Annotated in this window: 19 protein-coding genes, 1 other RNA gene and 1 riboswitch; of the genes, 4 read left to right on the top strand and 16 right to left on the bottom strand. The window is 34.3% G+C overall.

The window, feature by feature from the left end; genetic code table 11:
* Window positions 1-59 precede the first annotated feature (59 nt).
* From NST63_RS10845 to NST63_RS10825, 5 genes are all read right to left on the bottom strand, one after another.
* A complete protein-coding gene (locus NST63_RS10845) occupies window positions 60-887 on the bottom strand; it encodes a sulfurtransferase (protein ID WP_242598142.1) in 828 nt (275 codons plus the stop codon).
* Window positions 884-1,072, bottom strand: a complete 189-nt coding sequence (locus NST63_RS10840) for a hypothetical protein (RefSeq protein WP_058006434.1) — start codon at window positions 1,070-1,072, stop codon at window positions 884-886. The genes NST63_RS10845 and NST63_RS10840 overlap by 4 nt, the downstream gene beginning before the upstream one ends.
* A gap of 26 nt (window positions 1,073-1,098) precedes the next feature.
* Window positions 1,099-4,704: a dynamin family protein gene (locus tag NST63_RS10835; RefSeq protein WP_341042070.1), complete on the bottom strand. Its 3,606-nt coding sequence runs from the start codon at window positions 4,702-4,704 to the stop codon at window positions 1,099-1,101.
* A gap of 542 nt (window positions 4,705-5,246) precedes the next feature.
* Complete coding sequence (locus NST63_RS10830) at window positions 5,247-5,804, bottom strand: isoprenylcysteine carboxyl methyltransferase family protein (RefSeq protein ID WP_212942788.1); 558 nt, start codon at window positions 5,802-5,804, stop codon at window positions 5,247-5,249.
* The gene (locus tag NST63_RS10825) at window positions 5,804-6,877 is read right to left on the bottom strand and encodes a type III polyketide synthase (RefSeq protein WP_341042068.1); all 1,074 of its coding nucleotides are present in this window, start codon (window positions 6,875-6,877) and stop codon (window positions 5,804-5,806) included. The genes NST63_RS10830 and NST63_RS10825 overlap by 1 nt, the downstream gene beginning before the upstream one ends.
* Window positions 6,878-7,529: 652 nt before the next feature.
* On the opposite strand from NST63_RS10825, the gene NST63_RS10820 reads away from it, so the two are divergent.
* Complete coding sequence (locus NST63_RS10820; protein ID WP_212942792.1) at window positions 7,530-7,982, top strand: chemotaxis protein CheX; 453 nt, start codon at window positions 7,530-7,532, stop codon at window positions 7,980-7,982.
* Window positions 7,983-8,022: 40 nt separating this feature from the next.
* On the opposite strand, the gene NST63_RS10815 is transcribed toward NST63_RS10820, so the two are convergent.
* The 3 genes from NST63_RS10815 to NST63_RS10805 form a co-directional block, all read right to left on the bottom strand.
* Window positions 8,023-8,793 carry an SDR family NAD(P)-dependent oxidoreductase gene (locus NST63_RS10815; protein ID WP_212942794.1) on the bottom strand — a complete coding sequence of 257 codons (771 nt, stop codon included), beginning with the start codon at window positions 8,791-8,793 and terminating at the stop codon, window positions 8,023-8,025.
* Window positions 8,794-9,072: 279 nt separating this feature from the next.
* Entirely contained in the window at window positions 9,073-10,377 is a 1,305-nt protein-coding gene (locus NST63_RS10810) for a nucleobase:cation symporter-2 family protein (protein ID WP_341042065.1), read from the bottom strand.
* Window positions 10,377-10,961, bottom strand: coding sequence for a xanthine phosphoribosyltransferase (locus NST63_RS10805; RefSeq protein ID WP_341042063.1), 585 nt, complete (start codon window positions 10,959-10,961; stop codon window positions 10,377-10,379). Before NST63_RS10805 ends, NST63_RS10810 begins: the two co-directional genes overlap by 1 nt.
* Before the next feature lie 127 nt (window positions 10,962-11,088).
* A riboswitch (purine riboswitch) is annotated at window positions 11,089-11,190 on the bottom strand.
* A gap of 255 nt (window positions 11,191-11,445) precedes the next feature.
* Here NST63_RS10805 and NST63_RS10800 point away from each other — a divergent pair.
* The 3 genes from NST63_RS10800 to NST63_RS10790 are packed head-to-tail and all read left to right on the top strand — an operon-like array spanning window position 11,446 to window position 13,728.
* Window positions 11,446-11,586: a cytochrome c oxidase subunit 2A gene (locus tag NST63_RS10800; RefSeq protein WP_212942801.1), complete on the top strand. Its 141-nt coding sequence runs from the start codon at window positions 11,446-11,448 to the stop codon at window positions 11,584-11,586.
* 13 nt (window positions 11,587-11,599) lie between these two features.
* Window positions 11,600-12,082 carry a cytochrome c oxidase subunit II gene (locus NST63_RS10795; protein ID WP_058002410.1) on the top strand — a complete coding sequence of 161 codons (483 nt, stop codon included), beginning with the start codon at window positions 11,600-11,602 and terminating at the stop codon, window positions 12,080-12,082.
* Complete coding sequence (locus NST63_RS10790; protein WP_341042061.1) at window positions 12,079-13,728, top strand: b(o/a)3-type cytochrome-c oxidase subunit 1; 1,650 nt, start codon at window positions 12,079-12,081, stop codon at window positions 13,726-13,728. The genes NST63_RS10795 and NST63_RS10790 overlap by 4 nt, the downstream gene beginning before the upstream one ends.
* 122 nt (window positions 13,729-13,850) lie before the next feature.
* On the opposite strand, the gene NST63_RS10785 is transcribed toward NST63_RS10790, so the two are convergent.
* The 8 genes from NST63_RS10785 to NST63_RS10750 all read right to left on the bottom strand — a co-directional run bounded on the left by NST63_RS10785 (window position 13,851) and on the right by NST63_RS10750 (window position 21,656).
* Window positions 13,851-14,753, bottom strand: a complete 903-nt coding sequence (locus NST63_RS10785) for a DMT family transporter (RefSeq protein ID WP_212942805.1) — start codon at window positions 14,751-14,753, stop codon at window positions 13,851-13,853.
* Between the two features lie 66 nt (window positions 14,754-14,819).
* Window positions 14,820-16,328 (bottom strand): carboxypeptidase M32, encoded by a 1,509-nt coding sequence (locus NST63_RS10780; RefSeq protein WP_341042059.1) that lies wholly within the window; start codon window positions 16,326-16,328, stop codon window positions 14,820-14,822.
* Window positions 16,329-16,549: 221 nt separating this feature from the next.
* Window positions 16,550-18,469 (bottom strand): ATP-dependent DNA helicase, encoded by a 1,920-nt coding sequence (locus tag NST63_RS10775; RefSeq protein ID WP_212942810.1) that lies wholly within the window; start codon window positions 18,467-18,469, stop codon window positions 16,550-16,552.
* 90 nt (window positions 18,470-18,559) lie between these two features.
* Window positions 18,560-18,736, bottom strand: a complete 177-nt coding sequence (locus NST63_RS10770) for a hypothetical protein (protein WP_212942813.1) — start codon at window positions 18,734-18,736, stop codon at window positions 18,560-18,562.
* 69 nt (window positions 18,737-18,805) lie between these two features.
* Entirely contained in the window at window positions 18,806-19,942 is a 1,137-nt protein-coding gene (locus tag NST63_RS10765) for a THUMP domain-containing class I SAM-dependent RNA methyltransferase (protein WP_212942816.1), read from the bottom strand.
* Between the two features lie 147 nt (window positions 19,943-20,089).
* Window positions 20,090-20,494: RNase P RNA component class B (gene rnpB, locus NST63_RS10760), an RNA gene on the bottom strand.
* An 83-nt stretch (window positions 20,495-20,577) separates the two neighbouring features.
* The gene (gene gpsB / locus NST63_RS10755; protein WP_058002404.1) at window positions 20,578-20,880 is read right to left on the bottom strand and encodes a cell division regulator GpsB; all 303 of its coding nucleotides are present in this window, start codon (window positions 20,878-20,880) and stop codon (window positions 20,578-20,580) included.
* Between the two features lie 224 nt (window positions 20,881-21,104).
* Window positions 21,105-21,656: a DUF1273 domain-containing protein gene (locus tag NST63_RS10750; protein WP_341044172.1), complete on the bottom strand. Its 552-nt coding sequence runs from the start codon at window positions 21,654-21,656 to the stop codon at window positions 21,105-21,107.
* Between the last annotated feature and the right edge of the window lie 26 nt (window positions 21,657-21,682).

Raw genomic sequence — 21,682 nt, 5'->3', positions numbered from 1 at the left:
TAGTCCATTATAACACGAAAGGACAAAGTTATTTTTACCACTTTGTCCCTTGGTATTTCCTATACTTTTTCAATTGGATTTTCATCGTAGGAAACCCAATCAGAATAACTTCCCACATATAGCTTTATCTTTGAAAATCCTGCCTCCATTAAGGCTACTATATTTGGTGTTGCTGTTACACCTGAACCACAATAAACAATAAATGAATCAGACTTATTAAATTCAGTGAATCTTTCTATTTGTTGTTCTTTCTCTTTCCAATATCCATCTTTTAAACCTTCCATCCACTCTTTATTGATCGCGCCAGGGATATGACCCGGTTTCTTATCAATAGGTTCCTCGATCCCAGCAAAGCGTGAATAAGCTCTAGAGTCTATTAAAATTGCATGCTTAGAAAGCATATTTTCTTTTACATCTTCAATGGTTGCTAGCATTGAAGATTGAATAGAAACTGGAAAGTTTGCTTTTTTATAATTAGGCACTTTATTATCAATTGGATATTTTGCGTTTATCCACGCACGATACCCACCATTTACTATTGAAACCCTCTGATGTCCTAAATACGTGAGGAGCCACCAAAAACGGCTTGCATATTGCCCCTCCCCATTATCATATAGTACAACATGTACATTTCCATCTATTCCTGCTGTTTCAAGTTTTTCTTTTAATTCACTCAATGATGGAAGAGGGTGCCTACCACCATGTTCTTTAGGTTTACCGGATAAATCCTTTTCCAAGTCAAAATAAACAGCACCTGGAATATGATTTTGCTTATATGCTTTTTCCCCTGCACTTGGTTCACCTAAGGTAAATCGACAATCAATAATTCGAACGTTATCTTCGTGTAAATGATTCTTTAACCAATTTATTGGAACAATTATACTCAACATGACTCCCCCCGTTCTTTTTCTATTAGTTTGATAATATGGTCTTTTGGAGTCCAGCAATCAAAAGTGTAATTCGGCTTTGTCTCATATCCTAAACGACTACATGAATAATGCATACCATGATCCAATTTTTCAGCATGAAAATGGATACATGTTGCACATACATGAAACCGATTTTTCTTCACTAAATCCACTCCCTAATTTCCAACTATTATCGATTAAGTTGATTTTTAATTTCTACCCATTCCTGAATATCTATATGTTCATCAAGGATATCATACCAACCATTAAATTGTTCACTGACATCAGCAGCAATCTCTTTTTTCATTCGTGAAAATTCATGATTAATATAGTTTGTATAGCTCAACAAAATTACCTTTTCCTGCTCACTAATATATTCATCCGCCAATGGTTTAAGTTTTTCTTCTAGTTCATCTTGCATTTTTTGTTTTTCATTTTTTTCAAAAAAGGCATTGGCGTTTTTAAAATATTTAAAGGACTTCTCTAATGGAGCTTTTGAAATCGATTCAAATGCATTAGGAAACTCTGGTGTTTTGTTTGGATTGAACTCTATCATTGAAAGAGTAATATCCTTCTCAATTTCTGTAATTTGATCTTTTATTTGATTGAATCGATGTTTTAAAGTTTCTTTAATAAAGTTTTCCAATCTTAATGACGTTGCTCTAAGTTCCTGTGCAAAATCATAGCCAAGACTTTGTAATAAGTCATCAAGAGCAATATTAAGTGATGATTTATTCGTCTTTTGAATTAATGATGGATTAAATGCTTCTTTAAAAAAGTCTGGGAAACGATAAAATACTCTTTGTTTCACATAAAATAATAATTCATTGCTTTCGTGCTCAAATTGTTCAATGGCTGACTCAGCTGTTGAAGCATCCATTAATTGAATAATATCTTCCTGCTCTTTTTTTAATTTTTGCTTCTTCGATTGTTTCTCTTCTTTTCCTTCCTGTGCAGTGGTTATAAATTGATCTAGCATTTGTAAGCCTTTTTGGTATTCTGATACAGCTGATTGAATGGTCATTTGCATTAAATCATTGTCAAGAAAATGATTAAATTCTTTTTTAAACTCATCAATTCTCGATTCCACTACACGATCTGTAAGTGCTAAAAGACTAGATATACCGAAAAGACGCGGAAAACGAATTCCATATTGGGTTAATTGTTCATACACATATGTATGAACTTCCTCTTTTTCTTCTAAAGAATCAGCTAAATCGATTGCATTAATCATAAAGAACATTTTATCTAATTCAAATGCATCCTTTACTCTACCTAACTGGATTAGAAATTCACGATCTGCCTTAGAAAATGCATGATTGTAATAAGTAACATAGAGAATGGCATCTGATTGTTTAATATATTCAAATGCTACACCAGTATGACGCGCATTAATCGAATCTGCCCCTGGAGTATCAACTAGAGTTATTCCTCTTCTCGTAAGTTCAGAATCATAAAATAAATCAATAGACTCTACAAAGCATGATTGCGCTTCATTCGCAACAAAACCTCTGAATTCATTCATATCTGTTTTTAATGTTTGGCCTAGTGTGTCCTGGTAAATTGAATATCCCGCATGAAATGCTTTAAGAAATGAGAGATGTACATTTACATAACCCTCCGTATTTTCCTTCTCTATTAGCTTTGGAATCAATGCCTCTGCCTCAGCCAAAGATTTACATTGTTGGTCAAAGTATTTCAGTGATTTTTGGACATCTTCTAACACTTGTGCCTCTGTCTTCAAATGTACAGCTGCAGTACCATGCATATGTTCTTTTGTTGGTGGACAAATGCGGTTAATAGCGGCCGTCGTCGGATTTGGTGATACAGGAAGTACTTTTTCTCCTAAAAGTGCATTCGCAAAAGAAGATTTACCAGCACTAAACGCACCAAACAAGGCAATCGTATATTTTCTATTCTTCAGTCTTTCTGCTTTTAAGGCTAAATTATCTATTAACCGTTGAAATCCTTTTCGATTTTTTAATAAGGTGACAGCTTGATTCAATTTAGAAATGATGTTCTCTAACGAATCATTTGTTTCCAATTTAGTAGTTTCTTTCTCAGCTTCTTTAATAATCTGTTTTTTTTGCTCCTGTTTTGTTGCTTGTTCCTCTTGTTTATTATAAATCCGAATATTTTTCTCTTCTTCTAGCCAATGATTTTGTAATGCTTGATAGCATTCATTTAGGTCTGATAATGGTTTAAAGATATTTTCTTCCTTTTGTTTTCTTTCACTTTCAAAGTTTTCGATTTCTTTTATCGCTTCCGTTGCTTTTTGTACATAATGCCATTCAACTCGAAGAGCTGATAAATCCTTGTCAATTTGTCTTTTCAATATTTCCCCTGTTTTTTCTTTAAAATCTTGACAAACTACCCTTGCTTTTTTCTGTAAGCGTTCAACTATTTGATCACAATAGTTTAGTACATATTCACCTGTTAATCGTGCACCAGATTTAACCATTTGAGAGATGAACTCTTCATCAAATTCAACGGTTAAATTTTGAGCAGTTCTTTGAAGATCATCATTAATAATGTCTTCTTCCTTCAATATCTTTATAGCGAACTGGCGAAGATGCCAATTCAGTTGGGAATCTACTTGAGTACACAGATTTTGATAGAAGGATTGTAATCGTTCAGTTCTTTCAATCACTGTTTTTTTCTTTCCAAATAAGCCGACTTTAAAATCGGGTTGAACCGATTCCAAATATTTTTCTGCTAATTCCCGTGTTTGATAAGGCATTAAATATGCAGTTTTTAAAATTTCTTCCACCTGTTCATGGAATTTGTCTTGCCAGTTTTTAAATCGGCTATTTAAATGCTCAATTTGTTCAGTAAGAACCTTTTCATCCTTTAAAATGGTTGCTAGCTTTTCTTCAGAATATTGCTGTAGAATTTCCTCAGCGTGTAGAGATTTCTCTTCCTGCTGTTCTTTAAGCCATTTAAAATGCTCTTGAACAAGTATATGAATTGATGATTCCGTGGATGCTCTTAAACGTTCTTCCTTATTTTTCAACGTGCTATCAATTAGATTTTTAACATCAGGAAATTGATTTCGTTTATCATTTGGCTTTTTTAATGTTGTATAAAAAATCCCATTTGGATGTACATTCCATGATGCAAAGGACTCTTTAACAGACATTTTAAACTCTTCGAAGGACAACTCCTCCTCATTATGTTTATCAATTTGATTGATGATTAAGTATAGTTCCACGCCATTTTGTAAAAGTTCCTTCGTATACGTAAAATTTAATTCTGACTGGACATGATTATAATCCATTACATAAAATACGATATTAGCCAAATGAATAGCTGACTCAGTTGAAATTCGATGAGCATCATCTGTAGAATCCACCCCGGGCGTGTCCATCACTGTTACACCATCAGATAATTTTGATAATGATTGACCGATCTCTATTTCTCGAACATCACCATTTTTACAAAACTCCTTAACCTTGGCAAAATCATATGGTGCTTGGAATAACAATGGTGGTTCATTACGATAAAATACCTTAGCAAAATCCTCTTGGGATTTATGCACTTTAACAAGATTAGCACTTGTCGGAATGGGACTTGAAGGAAGGACATTCTCTCCAAGTAAGGAATTGATCATCGTTGATTTTCCTGCTGAAAAATGACCACAGAAGGCAATAATGTATTCATGATTCAATAATTTCTTTAATAGTGCTTCCGTTTTTTCCGCACGCTCTATATCTCCATTATTATGAAAATGTTTGTATAACCCAATCAATTGCTCTGTTGATTCTTGTGTTTGATTGATGTCCATCGTTTTTGTCATGTTGATTTTTATCTCCCTAACTAACATTTGATACTCCTATTTTAACGGATTTGATGTTGTTTCCCAAGAAAAAATTCTGCTTTTAAAAACATCTTAGTTTTGTTAAAAAAATGATTGCTTTCGTTTAGTTGCCTAACTGCATTCTTTTAGACTTAATAAACTTCAGCGATTCTTATGAAGTTTGTAGCACTTTTCTAAGTGAATTAAAGGGAGGCTATGGTATTAATCTTATATTTATAGTAAAAAACAATTATTCGAGAGAAGGACCACATAAAAAAACGTCCACATTAGCCGTGAACGTTTAAAATCGCTTATAAGTTTAATCTTGCTTCACTATATTAGGATTAAGTCCTTTTATAATATATTTCATTAACATACTATAGACAACAATAGTTATGCTTACCAATCCCCAAACCATATTGTCCCACCACCTTTTGTTTAATGAAAAATAGACCTATTATTTAAAAAAATTATTTTCTATGTAACTGAGAATAACTTTCATCCTCAAGTAAAAAGATATCATAATCGAGAAAGGTTTTCAATTACTTTTTTAGCTTTGGAAAAAATCTTGGTTGTTCATTATGAATGAATGCGTAATCCGTATTTTCAGCTAATATTTTCTCTTCATATGGAATTCTTATCGCTAATATCAATTGATTTAATATGAAGAAGCAAATTAATGTGATATAAGCATTAAACATTAGTGGAATGATTAATAATTCTAAAGTAACAATTAAATAATTGGGATGTTTTAAATATTTGTAGGGTCCTTTAGAAATTGTTTTGGAACTAGGTAGTACGATAATTTTCGTATTCCAATACTTCCCCAAAGAATGAATAACCCATATCCTACCTAGCTGTGTGATAACAAAAAGGGCTAACCAGACTATCCATAGTGAATGAATCGTTTTTTCGAAAAAAAATACTTCAAGTAGTAAGGAAAGAAAGAAACAGGAATGGATCATCACCATTAGTTGATAATGTCTAACGCCATATTCCTCTCCACCGTTTTGCTTCATCCAGCGTTCATTTTTCTTTGCTAAGTAAAGTTCAGCTAGTCTTTGTATAATAATGATTGAGAAAAAAAGATAAAAAAACATTATTCCCACCTCATTAACAACTGTTCTGAACTAAAACCCGGGCCTAAAGCTAAAGCGAGACCCCATTCACCTGACTGGACATTCTTTTCCATAATGCTTTTTAGTACATAATGGATGGTAGGAGAAGACATATTCCCAAATTGTCTGAGTACTTCCCTCGATGCTTCTGTTATTGAAGATGGAAAGTTTAAACTTTTTTCGTAGGCACTAATAACTTTTTTCCCACCTGGATGAGCAATAAATTGTGAGATATCTGTAAGCTTAAGCCCATATTTTTGAATAAATGTTGCTATTTTTGGTTTTAGCCAGCTTTCTACTATTGATGGAATATCCTTAGAAAAAACGACATGAAGACCATCATTCTTAATATTCCACCCCATTACATCCATAGAATTTTTCATCAAGTTAGATTTCGTGTCAATTATAGTTGGTAGTGGGAATGAAATATTTTTAAGGAGCTCACAATCATTTCCTACTACTAACGTACATGCAGCACCGTCGGCAAATAATGATGTACCAATTAAATTACTTTTGGAGTGATCATTTTTTTGAAACGTAAGACTGCAAAGCTCGATGGATAGCACAATAGCCTTATCTTTCGGATGTGCTAGACAATAATCATAAGCACGTGATAACCCTGCAGCCCCACCAGCACAACCAAGTCCCCATATTGGAATACGCTTAATATCCTCTCTTAAAGGAAGTTGATTCATTATTCGCGCTTCTATACTTGGGGTAGCCATCCCCGTTGTACATATCATAAATATTGCATCAATATCGTAATAATCGATTCCTTCCACTTGTTCGAGGCAATCATTTATTGCTTTTTTTCCTATTTCAACGGATTCCTCTATAAAAGCATCATTTTTCTCGGCAAATGAATGTTCCTGACTATACCAATCTAAATCCTTAACAAAATATCGTGAAGTTATTTCACCGTTTTCAAACACTCGTAAAAGTCTATGAATATCTGGAAACGAGGAAGAAAACAAGCGCTTGGCAAATTCCATTGTCTCATTTTGTGAAATCTTATAAGTAGGCTTTCCTAAACCAACTGCACATATTTTAGACATCTGATAATCTCTCCTTATGTGATAAGGATATGTTTACCAAATAAAGGAGAATTATGTATAAGAATAAAAATAAAAGGCTGTTTACGTATAGTTTGTTGCTTTTGTAAAAGATTCAGCTTTTCTTATAATGGTTGTAGCTCTTTTCTTAATGAAATGAAAGGGGACTAGCTATATGAATCGATGTTTTCTTCCTTAACGGCATTCAAACACTCTCTTGGGTTACCGTGTCCACGCAATTTCCTCCTTCAAGGGAATCAAACACTCTCTTTTGTTACCGTGGGATGCTCCATTTCCTCCCTCAAGGTACCAAACCCGCTCTTTTGTTACCGTGCCCAGGTGATCTCCTCTCATCCTTCACAGTATTCATACGTTCCGCTGATTGATTCAATCTTTACTTAAATAAACAATGCTTTAGAAAAGAGCAAAAAAAAATGCCCCAATGACTTGGAGCATCCACTTTTTTCGTTTTGAAGGAATTGTTGTGCAATTATATTATACCTTTGAAATCATGTATACCATAGAATCAAAAATTTCCATATAAACATTCTAAGTCGCCATCATACCCATTTTTTCAAAATTATTTAAAAACTATTTAATAATTTCACCTAAAATGATACTATAAATTTAGACAAAATTCGGGAGGAAACGACTATTGACACAAACAAAAAATGTGACAGATGTACTAAATTCAACAATTGAAGCATTACAATCTGTCCTACCCTTTACGATTATCATTGATTCTCCAAAGCTTTTTAAATCACCAATTGCCGGGCATACTGTCGGTGTCTTAATCGGAATTACTGGTGACATTAAAGGAAGAATGATCATTGATGCTGAAAAAGAAATAATCTCAAAAATTGGAGAAGGTATGTTTGGCATGCCACTTCAAAAAGAAATGCTCGAATCCTTTGCGGGAGAATTAGGAAACATGCTAGCAGGAAATATGTCAACTAGTATATCCCAAAAAGGATTTATCATTGATATTACTCCACCAACTGTTATTATTGGACATTCTAAGTTTTCTGGTTTCGAAAAAGCACTTTGTCTTCCTGTAAATATCGAACAAGCAGGGGTATTAAACATTATCTTATCAATTGAAATGTAAAGAGCGGTTACTACAATGTATAAACCGCTCCAGAAAAAATTTAAAAACCATTTATCGTCATACCACCATCAACAAATAACGTTTGACCTGTTATGTATTTTCCTGCTTCCGAGGCAAACATAATCGCAGGACCAACCAACTCTTCCAGTTCACCAATTCGTCTCAAAGGAGTAACGGCTAAGATATCATTTACATAGGATTCATCTTGCAATAAAGATTCCGTTAAAGGAGTTTTGAAGTACCATGGTCCAATGGCATTTACGTTAATATTATATTTCCCCCATTCAAAGGCTAAAACCTTAGTCATCTGAATTAGTGCAGCTTTTGTAGCAGCATACACCACACCTGTTCTTAATGCGATATGTCCTCCTACAGAAGCAATTGTAATAATCTTTCCTTCATTTTGCTGCTTCATAAAATGTCCTACCTCTTGAGAAGCCATGAAAGCAGATTTTAAATTCGTATCCATTATTTTTTGCCATTCCTCATCTGTTACATCCAATGCTTGAGAACGAATATTCATTCCGGCATTGTTAACCAAAATATCTATTGTCCCTGCAGACTCAGCTACGTGGTTAATAGCTGCTTTTACTTGATCGCGATCAGTTACATCCGTGGGTAAAATATAAGCTGTTCTTCCTAGTTGTTCAATTGTTTTAGCTGTATCAATTAAATCAACTTCTGTTCTAGATAATAGCGCAATATTTGCTCCAGCTTCCGCAAAACCAATTGCTAAAGCTTTTCCAATTCCTCTACCAGCACCAGTAATAATTGCTGTTTTTCCATTTAAATGAAATGAAGGTAAGTACATCATATCCCTACTTTTTTAAACATATATTAACACACTCATATCAATCGATAAAATAAAAGGATCAAACCCCATTAAGGTTTGATCCATAAATGTTTTGATATTGTACGTGGATAATAATTTTTCTTGTTACGTCTTTCCCGCATTTACTGCAACTTTCCTGTTTATCGGTTAAGTTTCTACAATGCTCACAATAATATTTTTCCATATGATCGTGTCACACTCGCTTCATAAAACTATAGATTATTATATGCACTTTAAAGCGATAGTGTGACTACTTTTTTAAGAAGCTTTTTGACCTATTATTTCGATGCTTTGCTTTTGCTTAGTAGCCGAATGATTAAATAAAAGATTTAAAAGAATTGCCGTAAAGCTTCCTGCAACAATGCCATTACTTGTTAAGATTTGAAAATTTTCAGGGAGATGGATAAACATTTTAGGAACCACTGTTACTCCCATTCCCATACCAACTGAGCATGCGATAATCATTAAATTCCCTTGTGAAGTTAGATCAACACGGCTAAGCATTTTAATACCAGACGCAATGACCATTCCGAACATCGCTACCATGGCGCCACCTAAAACAGCAGAAGGAATAATGGTAGTTAATGCACCAATTTTAGGAATAACACCCAAAATCATCAAATACACTCCCACTAAATAAATAACATTTTTAGACTTAATCCCTGACAGTTGAACAAGTCCAACATTTTGCGAAAAGGTAGTATAGGGAAATGAATTAAATAGTCCCCCGACTACACTTGCGAGTCCTTCTGAACGATATCCCCTAGCTAAGTCATCCTCTGTTAACTTTTGATTGGTTATATCACTTAAAGCATAATACACACCTGTAGATTCAACTAAACTTACAACAGCTACTAAAAACATCGTAATGATAGATGTCCATTCAAAAGTAGGAACCCCAAAGTAAAGTGGTTGGATCATATGAAACATCGAAGCATCAGCTACAGGAGAAAAATCTACTTTTCCCATTAGAGCTGCAGCTGTCGTTCCAGCCAATAATCCTAATAATATAGAAATAGAACGAATAAAACCAGTAAAGAATCGTTGTAAAAGAATAATTAAAATGAGTGTACCAAAAGCTAAACAAACATTACTAACAGAACCATAGTCGGCACTTCCCTCTCCACCAGCCATATTATTCATTGCTACAGGAATAAGTGTAATTCCAATTGTCGTAACTACCGAACCTGTAACAACCGGTGGAAAAAAGCGCACAAGTTTGCCAAAAAATTTACTAATAATCATGATCATAAGTCCAGATGCAATAACTGCACCATAAATAGTTGTTAAACCATGCTGTTCACCTATTGCAATCATTGGACCGACAGCGGTAAACGTACAACCTAATACTACGGGTAGACCAATACCAAAGAATCGACTCTTCCAAACTTGTAAAATAGTCGCTATGCCGCACATAAAAATATCAATAGATACTAAATATGTTAATTTTTCTGGAGAGAGTCCCATTGCCCCTCCAACTATTAAAGGGATAATCACTGCACCTGCGTACATCGCAAGAACATGCTGCAAGCTTAAAGTTGCTGTTTTTAACTTGCTATGCATTAGGCCATTACCTCCTCTTTGAAAATGACCTGCCCATTATCAAGTTTTTCAATTTCTGCTAGTGACTCTACTCTAATACCTTTATTACGAAGAAGCTTACCCCCATCTTGAAATGCCTTTTCAATGACGATACCAATCCCAGCAACTGATGCCCCCGCCTGTTCAACAATATCAAGTAGTCCTAACGCAGCTTGGCCATTTGCTAGGAAATCGTCAATTACTAGTACATGATCATTTTCATTAATAAAACGTTTAGAAACCGCAATTTCATTTGTTACATTTTTGGTAAATGAATGTACACTTGCTGTATATAATTCATCAACAAGAGTAAGAGATTTTCGTTTTCTAGCAAAAATAACATTGACCCCCAAATTTAAACCTGCCATCACAGCCGGTGAGATTCCTGAGGATTCAATCGTTAGTATTTTCGTAATCTTTTCATTTTGAAATCTTTTAACAAACTCATCACCTATCTCCTTCATTAGTGCAGGATCAATTTGATGATTGAGAAAAGAATCTACTTTCAATATTGAATCTGATAATACTACTCCATCTTGTTTAATTTTTTCTTTCAATAATTTCAATTTTTATTCCTCCCTTAGTTAATCATCGACCAATGAAGAAATATAAAAAGCCCAATGGTCATTGCACTCACCATGATCATGAGTGAGGCAATGTCCATTGAGCGTTAAGTCAATAGAAAATAAAATTGATATCCCATTGCTCACTCATAGTCAAGCCATTTACGGTAGCTTGGTAGAAACTTACGAGCCTTATTCTCGTGATTATATGAGTAAATGCAAGCTTATTTAAATGTAGCTAGATTATACCATCAATATTCAAGGAAGAAAAGATGTTTAGAAAAAGCCTAAATAATATGAATTGTTCCGATCCTTGAATGAATTATTGATTCTTTTAAAGTAATAGTCCTATATTGTTGTCCTTCTATTTTCACAGATTCATCACAAAATGACTAGGAAAGTGTGATAAAAGTCACAGATGATTATAAAGGTCCCAACTATGATAAAGGTATCAGGAAGATCATTTTTTTAGGTGGGAGTGAGAAAAATGGCTAAAATTCAACCAAAAAAGAACATCCATGAGGAAACTTCTTCATTAAAAGGTACTTTAATTGCAGTATTCATTGTTGGTGCCTTTCTAGTTATTTCATGGATTGCCGTCTTCGGATTATATCTAAATCGATTATAGGAGTTGAAAGTATATGCATTTACATCGTTATGAGAAATGGTGGTTAACCTTTGGAATTGGTGCACTTATTATCTTTCTAGCTATTGTAGGTATTCAAGCATTTCATCAAGGACACCAACCACCAAGTGCAAAAGTAAAAGTGGATCCTGAACGTGTAGATCAAACCGAACCTTTTACCAAACCAGGATTACACAAGGTCACTGGGAAGGATTGGGATTATGAGTTAGTCATCGTTGCCTCTGCCTTTATGTTTAATCCAGGTGAAATCGAAATTCCTAAAGGCTCAAAGGTTAAAATTATTGCAACAACAAAGGACGTTGTTCATGGGTTCGAAGTAGCTGGAACAAATATTAATATGATGCTCGAACCGGGATATGTTAGTGAATACATTACAACGTTTAAGAAAAATGGGGAGTATTTAATCGTGTGTAATGAGTATTGTGGTACTGGACATCATATGATGTCTGCAAGACTTAAGGTGGTGGATAAAGCATGATAACAACAATTAGTAAAGTAGATAAACAAGATGCACGATTGTCTATGGCATATATATACGTTGCCTTTGCTGCATTAGCTATAGGCGGTTTGATGGGACTTTTACAAACATTAGTGCGGTCAGGAAGACTTGAATTACCTGGTGGCATTAATTATTATGAAATTTTAACTGCACATGGAGTTTTACTTGGTCTTGGACTTACTACTTATTTTATATTAGGCTTTCAATTTGCAGCTATTAGCCGTACAGTTGGAACTTTATCTAAAAAAGCTCGATTATCCGGTTGGATTGGCTTTTTACTAATGATCATTGGAACATTATTTGCTACTGCTATGATCTTAACAAATAAAGCAACTGTTCTTTATACGTTTTACGCTCCATTGCAAGCACATTTCCTATTTTATTTAGGATTATCTCTTTTAATAGTTGGGAGTTGGGTTGCTTGTGGGGCGATGATAGCCACATATATTAGATGGAGGAAGCAAAATCCTGGAAAACCAAGTCCATTATTAAGCTTTATGGTAGTAACAAATTCTTTGATGTGGATTGTTTGTACACTTGGTGTAGCAGGAGAAGTATTATTCCAATTACTACCTTGGTCCCTCGGTTGGGTTGATACAGTGAATGTACTCGTTAGTCGAACATTATTTTGGTACTTTGGTCATCCATTAGTCTATTTCTGGTTATTACCTGCCTACATGGCATGGTATGTAATCATTCCAAAAATCATCGGTGGAAAGATATTTTCAGACTCACTTGCTCGTTTAGTGTTTATACTATTCCTCTTATTCTCTATACCAGTAGGATTTCACCATCAATTAACTGAGCCAGGTATTAATGCCAATTGGAAATTTGTCCAAGTTATCCTTACATTTATGGTTATTATTCCATCTTTAATGACTGCCTTCTCAATGTTTGCAACTTTCGAGATGTTTGGGAGATCAAAGGGTGCCAGAGGATTATTTGGATGGTTAAAAAAACTACCTTGGAAAGATGCAAGATTTCTCGTTCCATTTATTGGTATGGTAGCCTTTGTACCCGCTGGTGCAGGTGGAATAATAAATGCATCTAACCAAATGAATCAAGTTGTCCATAATACCATTTGGGTTACCGGTCACTTTCATTTAACCGTTGCTACAACAGTAGTACTAACTTTCTTTGGAATAAGCTATTGGTTAATCCCACATTTAACAGGAAGAGTATTTACTAAAGCAATGAATCGCTTAGCTATTTTCCAAGCTATTTGCTGGACGATTGGTATGGCGATCATGTCTACATCTATGCATCTTGAAGGGCTATTAGGTGCACCTAGACGAACATCCTATACAACATATGGAGATGCTGCACAGGCACTGGATTGGATTCCATATCAAGTTGCTCAAGCAGTAGGTGGTTCCGTACTATTTTTAGGAATTGTATTGATTATCGTCATCGTCTTAAACCTTGCCTTTTTTGCACCGAAAGGAAATCAAGAGTTCCCAGTAGGTGAAGTAGCAGAAAATGCTGAGAAAACACCTATGGTATTAGAAAACTGGAAAATTTGGTTAACCATATTGGTAGCTTTAATCTTAATAGCCTATACCGTTCCTTTTGCTGATATGATTCAAAATGCACCACCAGGTTCAAAAGGATTTAAATTATGGTAATCAGAATTCCAATTTTATCTACTTTTACAATAAAATATAGGCATAATAAAACAGCCTTCGCGTCTTTACTATATCCTTTATAGTAAAAACAATAAATTAAAGATCCGCTCACTGCGGATCTTTTAACATTCCTTTGATATTCTTTTAGATAGATCCCCTTTTGTTTTTCTCTTTATGCTTAAAATAAACACTGAGGATAAAATAAACAGTATACCTATAAATTGTAAAATAACAATATCTTCTTTAAAAAGTATCATTCCTACTAAAATAGCTGCTACTGGTTCCATCGTCGCTAAAATAGCCGCCGTGCTACTTTCAACCTTATTTAATCCTATGGTATATAATAAATAGGCTAATACAGTAGGCACAGTTGCTAATCCAATCATATATAAGTGATTTTCAATCGTAAAATCGCTCATTTTCCGCCAAAAATGAAAAAAAGGAGCTAAAGATACGGTAGCAACTAAAAACGTGTAAAAGGTTATCGTCATTGAATCATAATGCTTCAAGGCTAATTTTCCAAAGATACTATACAGTGCATAGCCAAGCCCTGCCCCCAAACCAATAATAAATCCACTCCAATTCCAACTGGTTCCTCCTCCACTACTTGAAATCGCGATTAACGTACATCCCGTGATCGTTACAATTATCGCGAAAAATTTTTTTAGTGAGAGTTTTTCTTTTAATATAAAATAAGATAAAATCGCTACAAACGCTGGAGAAGTATATAGTAGCATAACAGCTAAGGATACGGAGAGTTGATTAATTGCGGTAAAATAACACCAATTAAAAAACACAATACTCAATAGACCAGTGCCAACAAAAAATGGGAGATGTTTTAATTTTATTTTAAACATAGCCTGTTTCTTTTGTATGAATGTTAAAGGAAATAAAAGAATCCATGCATAAACGACACGAATTGTCACGATTTCCATCGCAGTAAATCCATAACTAGTAAGTTTTTTCGTAAAAATAGAAATAAATCCCCAAGATAATGCCGCTAATATAATGAAAGCACTAGGCAATCGTTCCCCCTCCCTAGAGATGGAGGCTGCCTAAATTGAAAACTATTAGACAGCCCCTTATTAAAATTATAAATTATAGACTTTTGTATATTTATTCGTTAAGTATTCGATAAGATATTTTGCGTTTAGTCCTTCTCCCGTTACATCATGTAAAATTTCTAATGGTTTTTTCATTTTACCAAATTGGTGAATATTCTTTGTTAACCATTCTTGGATTGGCTTCAGATTTCCAGATGCTAATAACTCATCAAAATTCGGTAGCTCTTCTACCATCTTATGTTTAAACTGAGCAGCATACATATACCCTAAAGCATAAGAAGGAAAATAACCGAAACTGCCTCCAGACCAGTGAACATCCTGTAAGATACCTTCTGCATCATTATTTGGACGAATCCCTAAATATTCTTCATATTTATCATTCCAAATTTGAGGTAGATCTTTCACTTCAATTTCATCATTAAAAATTGCCTTTTCAATCTCATAACGAATAATAATATGTAATGGGTATGTCAACATGTCAGCTTCAATTCTGATAAATGAAGGCTTGGATTCATTGATCGCCTTATAAAAATCATCTATTTCGATTCCTTCAAATTGACCATCGGTATAATCTTGTAATATTGAATAATTATGCTTCCAGAAAGAATAATCCCTCCCCACAATATTTTCGTAGAATAGAGATTGTGACTCATGAATGCCCATCGATGTTCCACTACAAAGCGGAGTACCGATTAAATCTTTTGAAATATTTTGTTCATATAAGGCATGCCCGCCCTCATGGATGGTTCCAAATACTGCTGTCCGAAAATCATTTTCGTCATATCTAGTCGTTACACGAACATCTCCTGGATTTAATCCTGTTGCAAACGGATGGACTGTTTCATCCAAACGTCCCGAATCAAAATCATACCCCATTTGTTCTAATATCTTGAGGCTAAATTCTTTTTGCTTATCTTTCGGAAAATTTTCAAATAAGAAAGATGTTTTCGGCTTATTAGGCGATTCTGAAATTTTTTGAACTAAAGGAATAATTGCATTTCGAACCTCCGAGAAGACCTGATCGAGAATATCCACTGTAATCCCCGGTTCATACATATCCAATAATGTATTATATTTATTCCCTTCGTAGCCCCAATAATTAATAAATTTTTTCTGATAGTTAATAATTTTTTCCAAATAAGGAAGAAACATCTTAAAATCTGATTTTTCTCTCGCAACTTCCCAAACACTTTCCGCTTTAGATTGTAAAACGACATATTCCTGAAATTCCTTAGCAGGTATCTTTTTATTACGATCATATGCTTTTTTACATTCTTCCAATGTTTTTAAGGTAATTTCTGAAAGCTCGTTATTACAAGTCAAACTTGCAATATATGCTGCCATCTCTTCTGATGTTGACATGTGAAACACTTCAGAAGACAACATACCTATTACTTCTGCACGCTGATCAACACCATTTTTAGGAGCCCCAGTTCGTAAATCCCAATATATTAAGCCAAGCGCTTCATTATAAGCTTGCATTTTTTTAACATAATCTAAAAATTCTTTTTCTAATTCAATTAGATTTTCAGTCATTTTTATCCTCCTCCTCAATCGACTCTTTCTTATTTTATCATATTGTTCTGAAAAGGGAGAACTATTAATGAACAAAGTAAATTCCTAACTTAACTAAAAATTTAACAAGAAGAATTAAGTACTCTACTAATGCTTACACACGTTACAAGAAAAGCGCTAGTGGACCATTTTTTATAAAACAGTCCACTAGCGCACTATTAAATCATTCTTTCGTGAGAAACTTAAACTCTTGGTTCTACTGGTAATATTGATTTTACTTGATCCAAAATAGAATGATTACTTTCATTCTCCATCCATATATGAATGTCTCCCTTATCTGTGGACGTCCGAATTAGACGTCCAATTCCTTGTCTTAGTCGAAGTAGCATATATGGCAAATCAACCTCTTCGTATGGATTTACACTTGATTGACGTTTGGCATCAAAAACAGGGTCATTAGGAGGAAATGGTAAATTTGCGATAAGTACATTGGATAGAGATGGTCCAGGAATATCTAATCCCTCCCATAAATGGTATGAACAAAGGATCGTTTCGTCATTCTTTTGAAATTCTTCAACTAGATGACTAATTTCTCGATCTCCCTCAAATATTACTGGATAGTTCAATTCATTTGATTCGTTAATATACTTTTTAAATTGATTCATTGAATCCTTTGTATCAAATAAAATGAGGCTTTTTCCTCCCCTTTCATTTAGGAGATTAGTCATTTCTTTACTTTTATTTTTAGGATCATTTTTGTGCATAATAATCTTCATATTTTCTTCATAATCAAATGGTGAATCGACTTTTAAAGATAAGAATTTCTCTATACCAAGACTTTTTGCTATATAAGAATAATCGCCGTTATTTGATAGAGTTGCCGATGAAAAAATAAAAGGAATCTTTTTTGAAAATACTTCATCGCGTAGTATTTCCTCGACAAGTCTAGGCATAATCACTAGAGTATGTTCAGTATCCGACATTTCAACCCAAATAACACCCTTATCATCTTTAGAAAACAATTTTAAGAAATACAGCACTTGATCTAAATATTCTTCAACGATATGCAAATCATATTCATTTAAGACAAACATTTCACCCTCATAAACAAGCTGCTCTGACAATTTTTCTGTTTGTAAATGCAAAGAATGAGCATATTTCATTAGTTCATCTGATTTCTCAATATGATATCGTTCTGAACCACTAATAGACTTCGCGTCTCTTTCAATAATTTCAAATAATTTATCATTAAAGAATAATACATTTTCAATGGTGTATAACGTTTCTTCACGAACATCATTTTCCATAAGTCTTGTTAATAATGTTTCTAATGTTTCAGATTGAATTCGATAGGTTAAAGCCTTTTGACTAGCATATTCAAGTAAATGACCTTCATCAAAGACTACACAACTTGATTCTGGTAATAAAGGTAATTGCCCTTCACGGATTCTTGATTCCTTCGTCCAAATATGTTCCATATAATAATCATGAGAACAAATAATTAAATCTGCAGCTTTACGGTAATGATCTCGATGAAGAGTTTGTCCACATCGATGTCGTACATCACAGGCTAAGCAATCCTGTAATGAATCCCATCCAATTCGTTTCCATTTATCCTCAGAGAGATTAGAATAATCCTTTCTGTCTCCATATTTCTCATATTTAATCATGGATCCTTGTGCATGAACAAATTCAGGTAATTCTTCGTAGATATCGAGAAATTCATCTAATTCGTTCTTTGCTACTTCTTTATCTAATTTTTTTAAGCATAAATATTGGTCTCTTGACTTTGCTAATCTTACATCAGTCTTTAAACCAAGTGCTTGTTCTAATTTTTGAATATCGCCCTCTTTTTTAACAAGCTGTTCAATCAACGTCTCATCTGCACAAGCAATAATTGCAGGTCTACCTGTATACCTCGCATAGCAAATGGCATATAGAAGATAGACAATCGTTTTTCCTGTCCCAACTCCCGCTTCAGCAAACATGATACTTTTTTCTTTAAACGCTTTTTCTAATTGGAAGGCCATATAGATTTGTTCGTCTCTAATTTCAAAACCTTTTTCTGGAAGAAGATCGTAAAATACATCCCCAATCCAATCACCCAACTTTTCATAGAAGGATTCTTCCTTAGTTACTGTAAATGGTAATCCCGTTTTCATATTTTTCCTCCAGCTATTCACTTCTGTCATTTATTTCGATCAATAGGTTCACCATATAAAAACGCAAGTGCATCATCTACACTTGCGTTCTTAAATAATGGTTTTTTCCCTTGTTAACACATAGCTTTTAGCACAATTTAGAGAATGCTCTGCTTCCCTTAGCTGAGCCATTACCGCTTCAGATGGACTTTCCTCTAATTGGATAAGCCGATATGTATTAGAAATCGCTCTTGAGATTTTATCAAAGTCAATAGAAACCAATGACAAGTTTCCCACTCCTTCATCTAATTTTATATATTATTATACTCAAGGAATGGAGGACTTATAACTATGAACTTAATTTCTAGGTGGTCTTGGACCCCAAAATTGATAAAGATCTGTTCGAATAAACCCATTAAATAGTTTCCGCTTTTTCGTTGCCTTTTTACCATAAACTTCTTCAAATTGTTCATATGATGTCAGCATATAGATGGACCATGTATCTAGTTTAGAAAATGCTTTTCCCATTTCACTATATAATTTTTCGACTTCACGACGTTCACTAAGACGCTCCCCATAAGGAGGATTTCCAACAAGTACACCATATTGATCCCTTGTAGAAATATCAGTTACTTGCATTTGTTTGAATTCAATTAAATCACCTAATCCAGCTTCAATGGCATTTTCCTCAGACACTTTTATCATTCGATGGTCAATATCAGAACCAATGATCTTTAATGGTTGATCATACTTAGCTAGATCTTCCGCTTCATTACGCGCATCATCCCATATATTTTTTCCGATCCATGGCCAAGATTCTGAAGCGAAATCACGATTAAATCCAGGAGCAATATTTTGACCAATTAATGCAGCTTCAATGGGAATTGTCCCCGATCCACAAAAAGGATCCCAAAACGGACGATCAGGATGCCAATTGGTCAATTGGATAAGTGCGGCAGCTAAAGTTTCCTTTAACGGTGCTTCCCCTTGATTAACACGGTACCCTCTTTTATGAAGCCCTACTCCACTTGTATCGATTGTTAATGTTGCTATATCTTTGTGAAGTGCCACTTCAATTTTAAATAATGGACCATTCTCTTCAAACCAAGAAACCTGTTTATATTGGGAACGAAGTCGATCAACAATCGCTTTTTTTACAATTGCTTGACAATCTGAAACACTAAATAATTTTGACTTTACTGATTTACCTTGTACAGGAAATTCGGCATTAACAGGTAGGAATGTCTCCCAATTTAAAGCCTTCGTCTTTTCAAATAATTCATCAAATGTAACAGCCTTAAATTCTCCTACTTTAATTTTCACTCGATCAGCTGTGCGTAGCCAAAGATTACTACGTGCAATGGCTCGTTCATCACCTTTATATTCAATCTTACCATTATCGACTTTACATTCATAACCTAATTGATTTACTTCTTTTGCAACGATCGACTCGAGCCCCATCGCTGCAGTAGCAATTAAGGAATAGTTAGACATCATGTCACCCTTCGTATGTAATATTTTCACCTATCTAGTTTTTTTCTTTAAATAAGCATCTTTCAAACAGATAAGGATTATACAAAATATGCTCTCCTTTTCGGAAGGAGAGCATAACAATTTGTTTATTTATTACCTTCAATAACGTTCTGTAAGCCATGTTCTGTACCGTTGTACTTCTAACGACCAGGTAATGATCTCGTACTCAGGTGGTAATCATCTATCTACAGACACTTCATGTAGTGCCTGTCCCTTTCTTCGTTCATTTCCGAGAGAAAGGATTCCCCTACCATAATTTGAGTTTCTCGCTCGCGGGGTTTACCTCGTTCCACCCTTATGATTTCTCATAAGGCTACGTCACTGTGGCACTTTAAAGGTATTCACACCATATCCATTATTGGACTTAGGTATTTTCCCTGCCGTCAGCCCAGACGAATCCAAACTGCCCTAGCTTATGACTTTGCTAGGCACGATCACTACGGGCATCTCAGCACCGTGCGAGCATGGACTTTCCTCAACAACAGTTATCTGTTGCAGCGATTACCCGAACGCTATTTCATTACGACTTAACGTCGCTTGTTTATTATATATAAGATTTACTTAAATTTCAATAAGAAATTTCATCCAAGCAAATACTATTCACTCAGTTTGCTTCCAAAAACATGCTTTTCTAGATTTGATAGCCTCTTTAAGATATCAAAGTTAGTCGTTCCAGTTGTTGGCTGCGAAGGTTGTCTGCGAAATGAATCATCCGCTTGTTTCTTTAAGCGCATATTTTCCTGTTGTAAATCTTCTATTGTTTGATGAAAGGTTTCATAATCTTTAATAATAAAATCTAAAAATTTATCCACTTCTTCTTGCTTATACCCTCGAACTGCCGTTTTAAATTCTTTTTCTAAAATGTCCTTTGCAGTTAATTTAATTTTATCAGATAACATCTAACACACCACCTTAAATATTCGCAGGTTGCCCATTATTACTATTCTTTCAAAAATTAATATATTTGTCAATTTAATATGGTTTGACAACTAAAAAATCCAGTTAGATTTTATTCATAAATTAGTTTTGCTTTTTTACAGTAAGCATATAATAATGTTTATTTTTTCTTCACTACCGAAGAATTTTATCATTGTATTTTACTTTAAAGCAAGTGTGAAACGACTTATTGAGAATTCCATTGTGCCTCTTCTATTAACATTTGTAAATCATAAAAATCTATCGTTCTCATGTCATATTTACTCTCTTCGACTAATCGTTTTGCCTCATCAAAAATGTACTTTGGTGAACCTGGTTTTTCACCGTCATATACAATGATCATCCCTTGACTTTTATGTAAGAAAAGTTTGTTTTTATTACGGAATTGCTGTGGACTTGAATATGGTTGTTTTGATATAGAATCGACAAAATCAGCTTGACTAACGATCATTTCATAATAGTCTTTATTCATTTCATTCCAGCTCTCTTCTTGATGTAAAAAAGGTGTTAAAACAGCAAGCTTTAGTTCAGGATACTCATTTTGAAGTTCTAGAGTCACTTCAGCTGCCCAAAGTTCTACACCTAACTGGCCAGAAATTATCACCCATTCAAGTCCTTCATCCAAAAAGCTTACTAGCTCTTTTTTTATTGCCATTTTGATAAAGTCGATTGCGGGGTGTTTATTTGAAAATATCCCTAGTTCGAAGGGCTTATACCCCGTAATCGTAATTACATTAATCATCATTTTCACCTACTCTAAGACTC

Origin of the sequence: Heyndrickxia sp. FSL W8-0496 (assembly GCF_038007825.1) — a bacterium.
In the GTDB taxonomy this organism is placed as follows: domain Bacteria; phylum Bacillota; class Bacilli; order Bacillales; family Bacillaceae_C; genus Heyndrickxia; species Heyndrickxia oleronia.
Note: the sequence above shows the minus strand (reverse complement) of the source record. Positions and strands in the feature narration are given on the sequence as shown.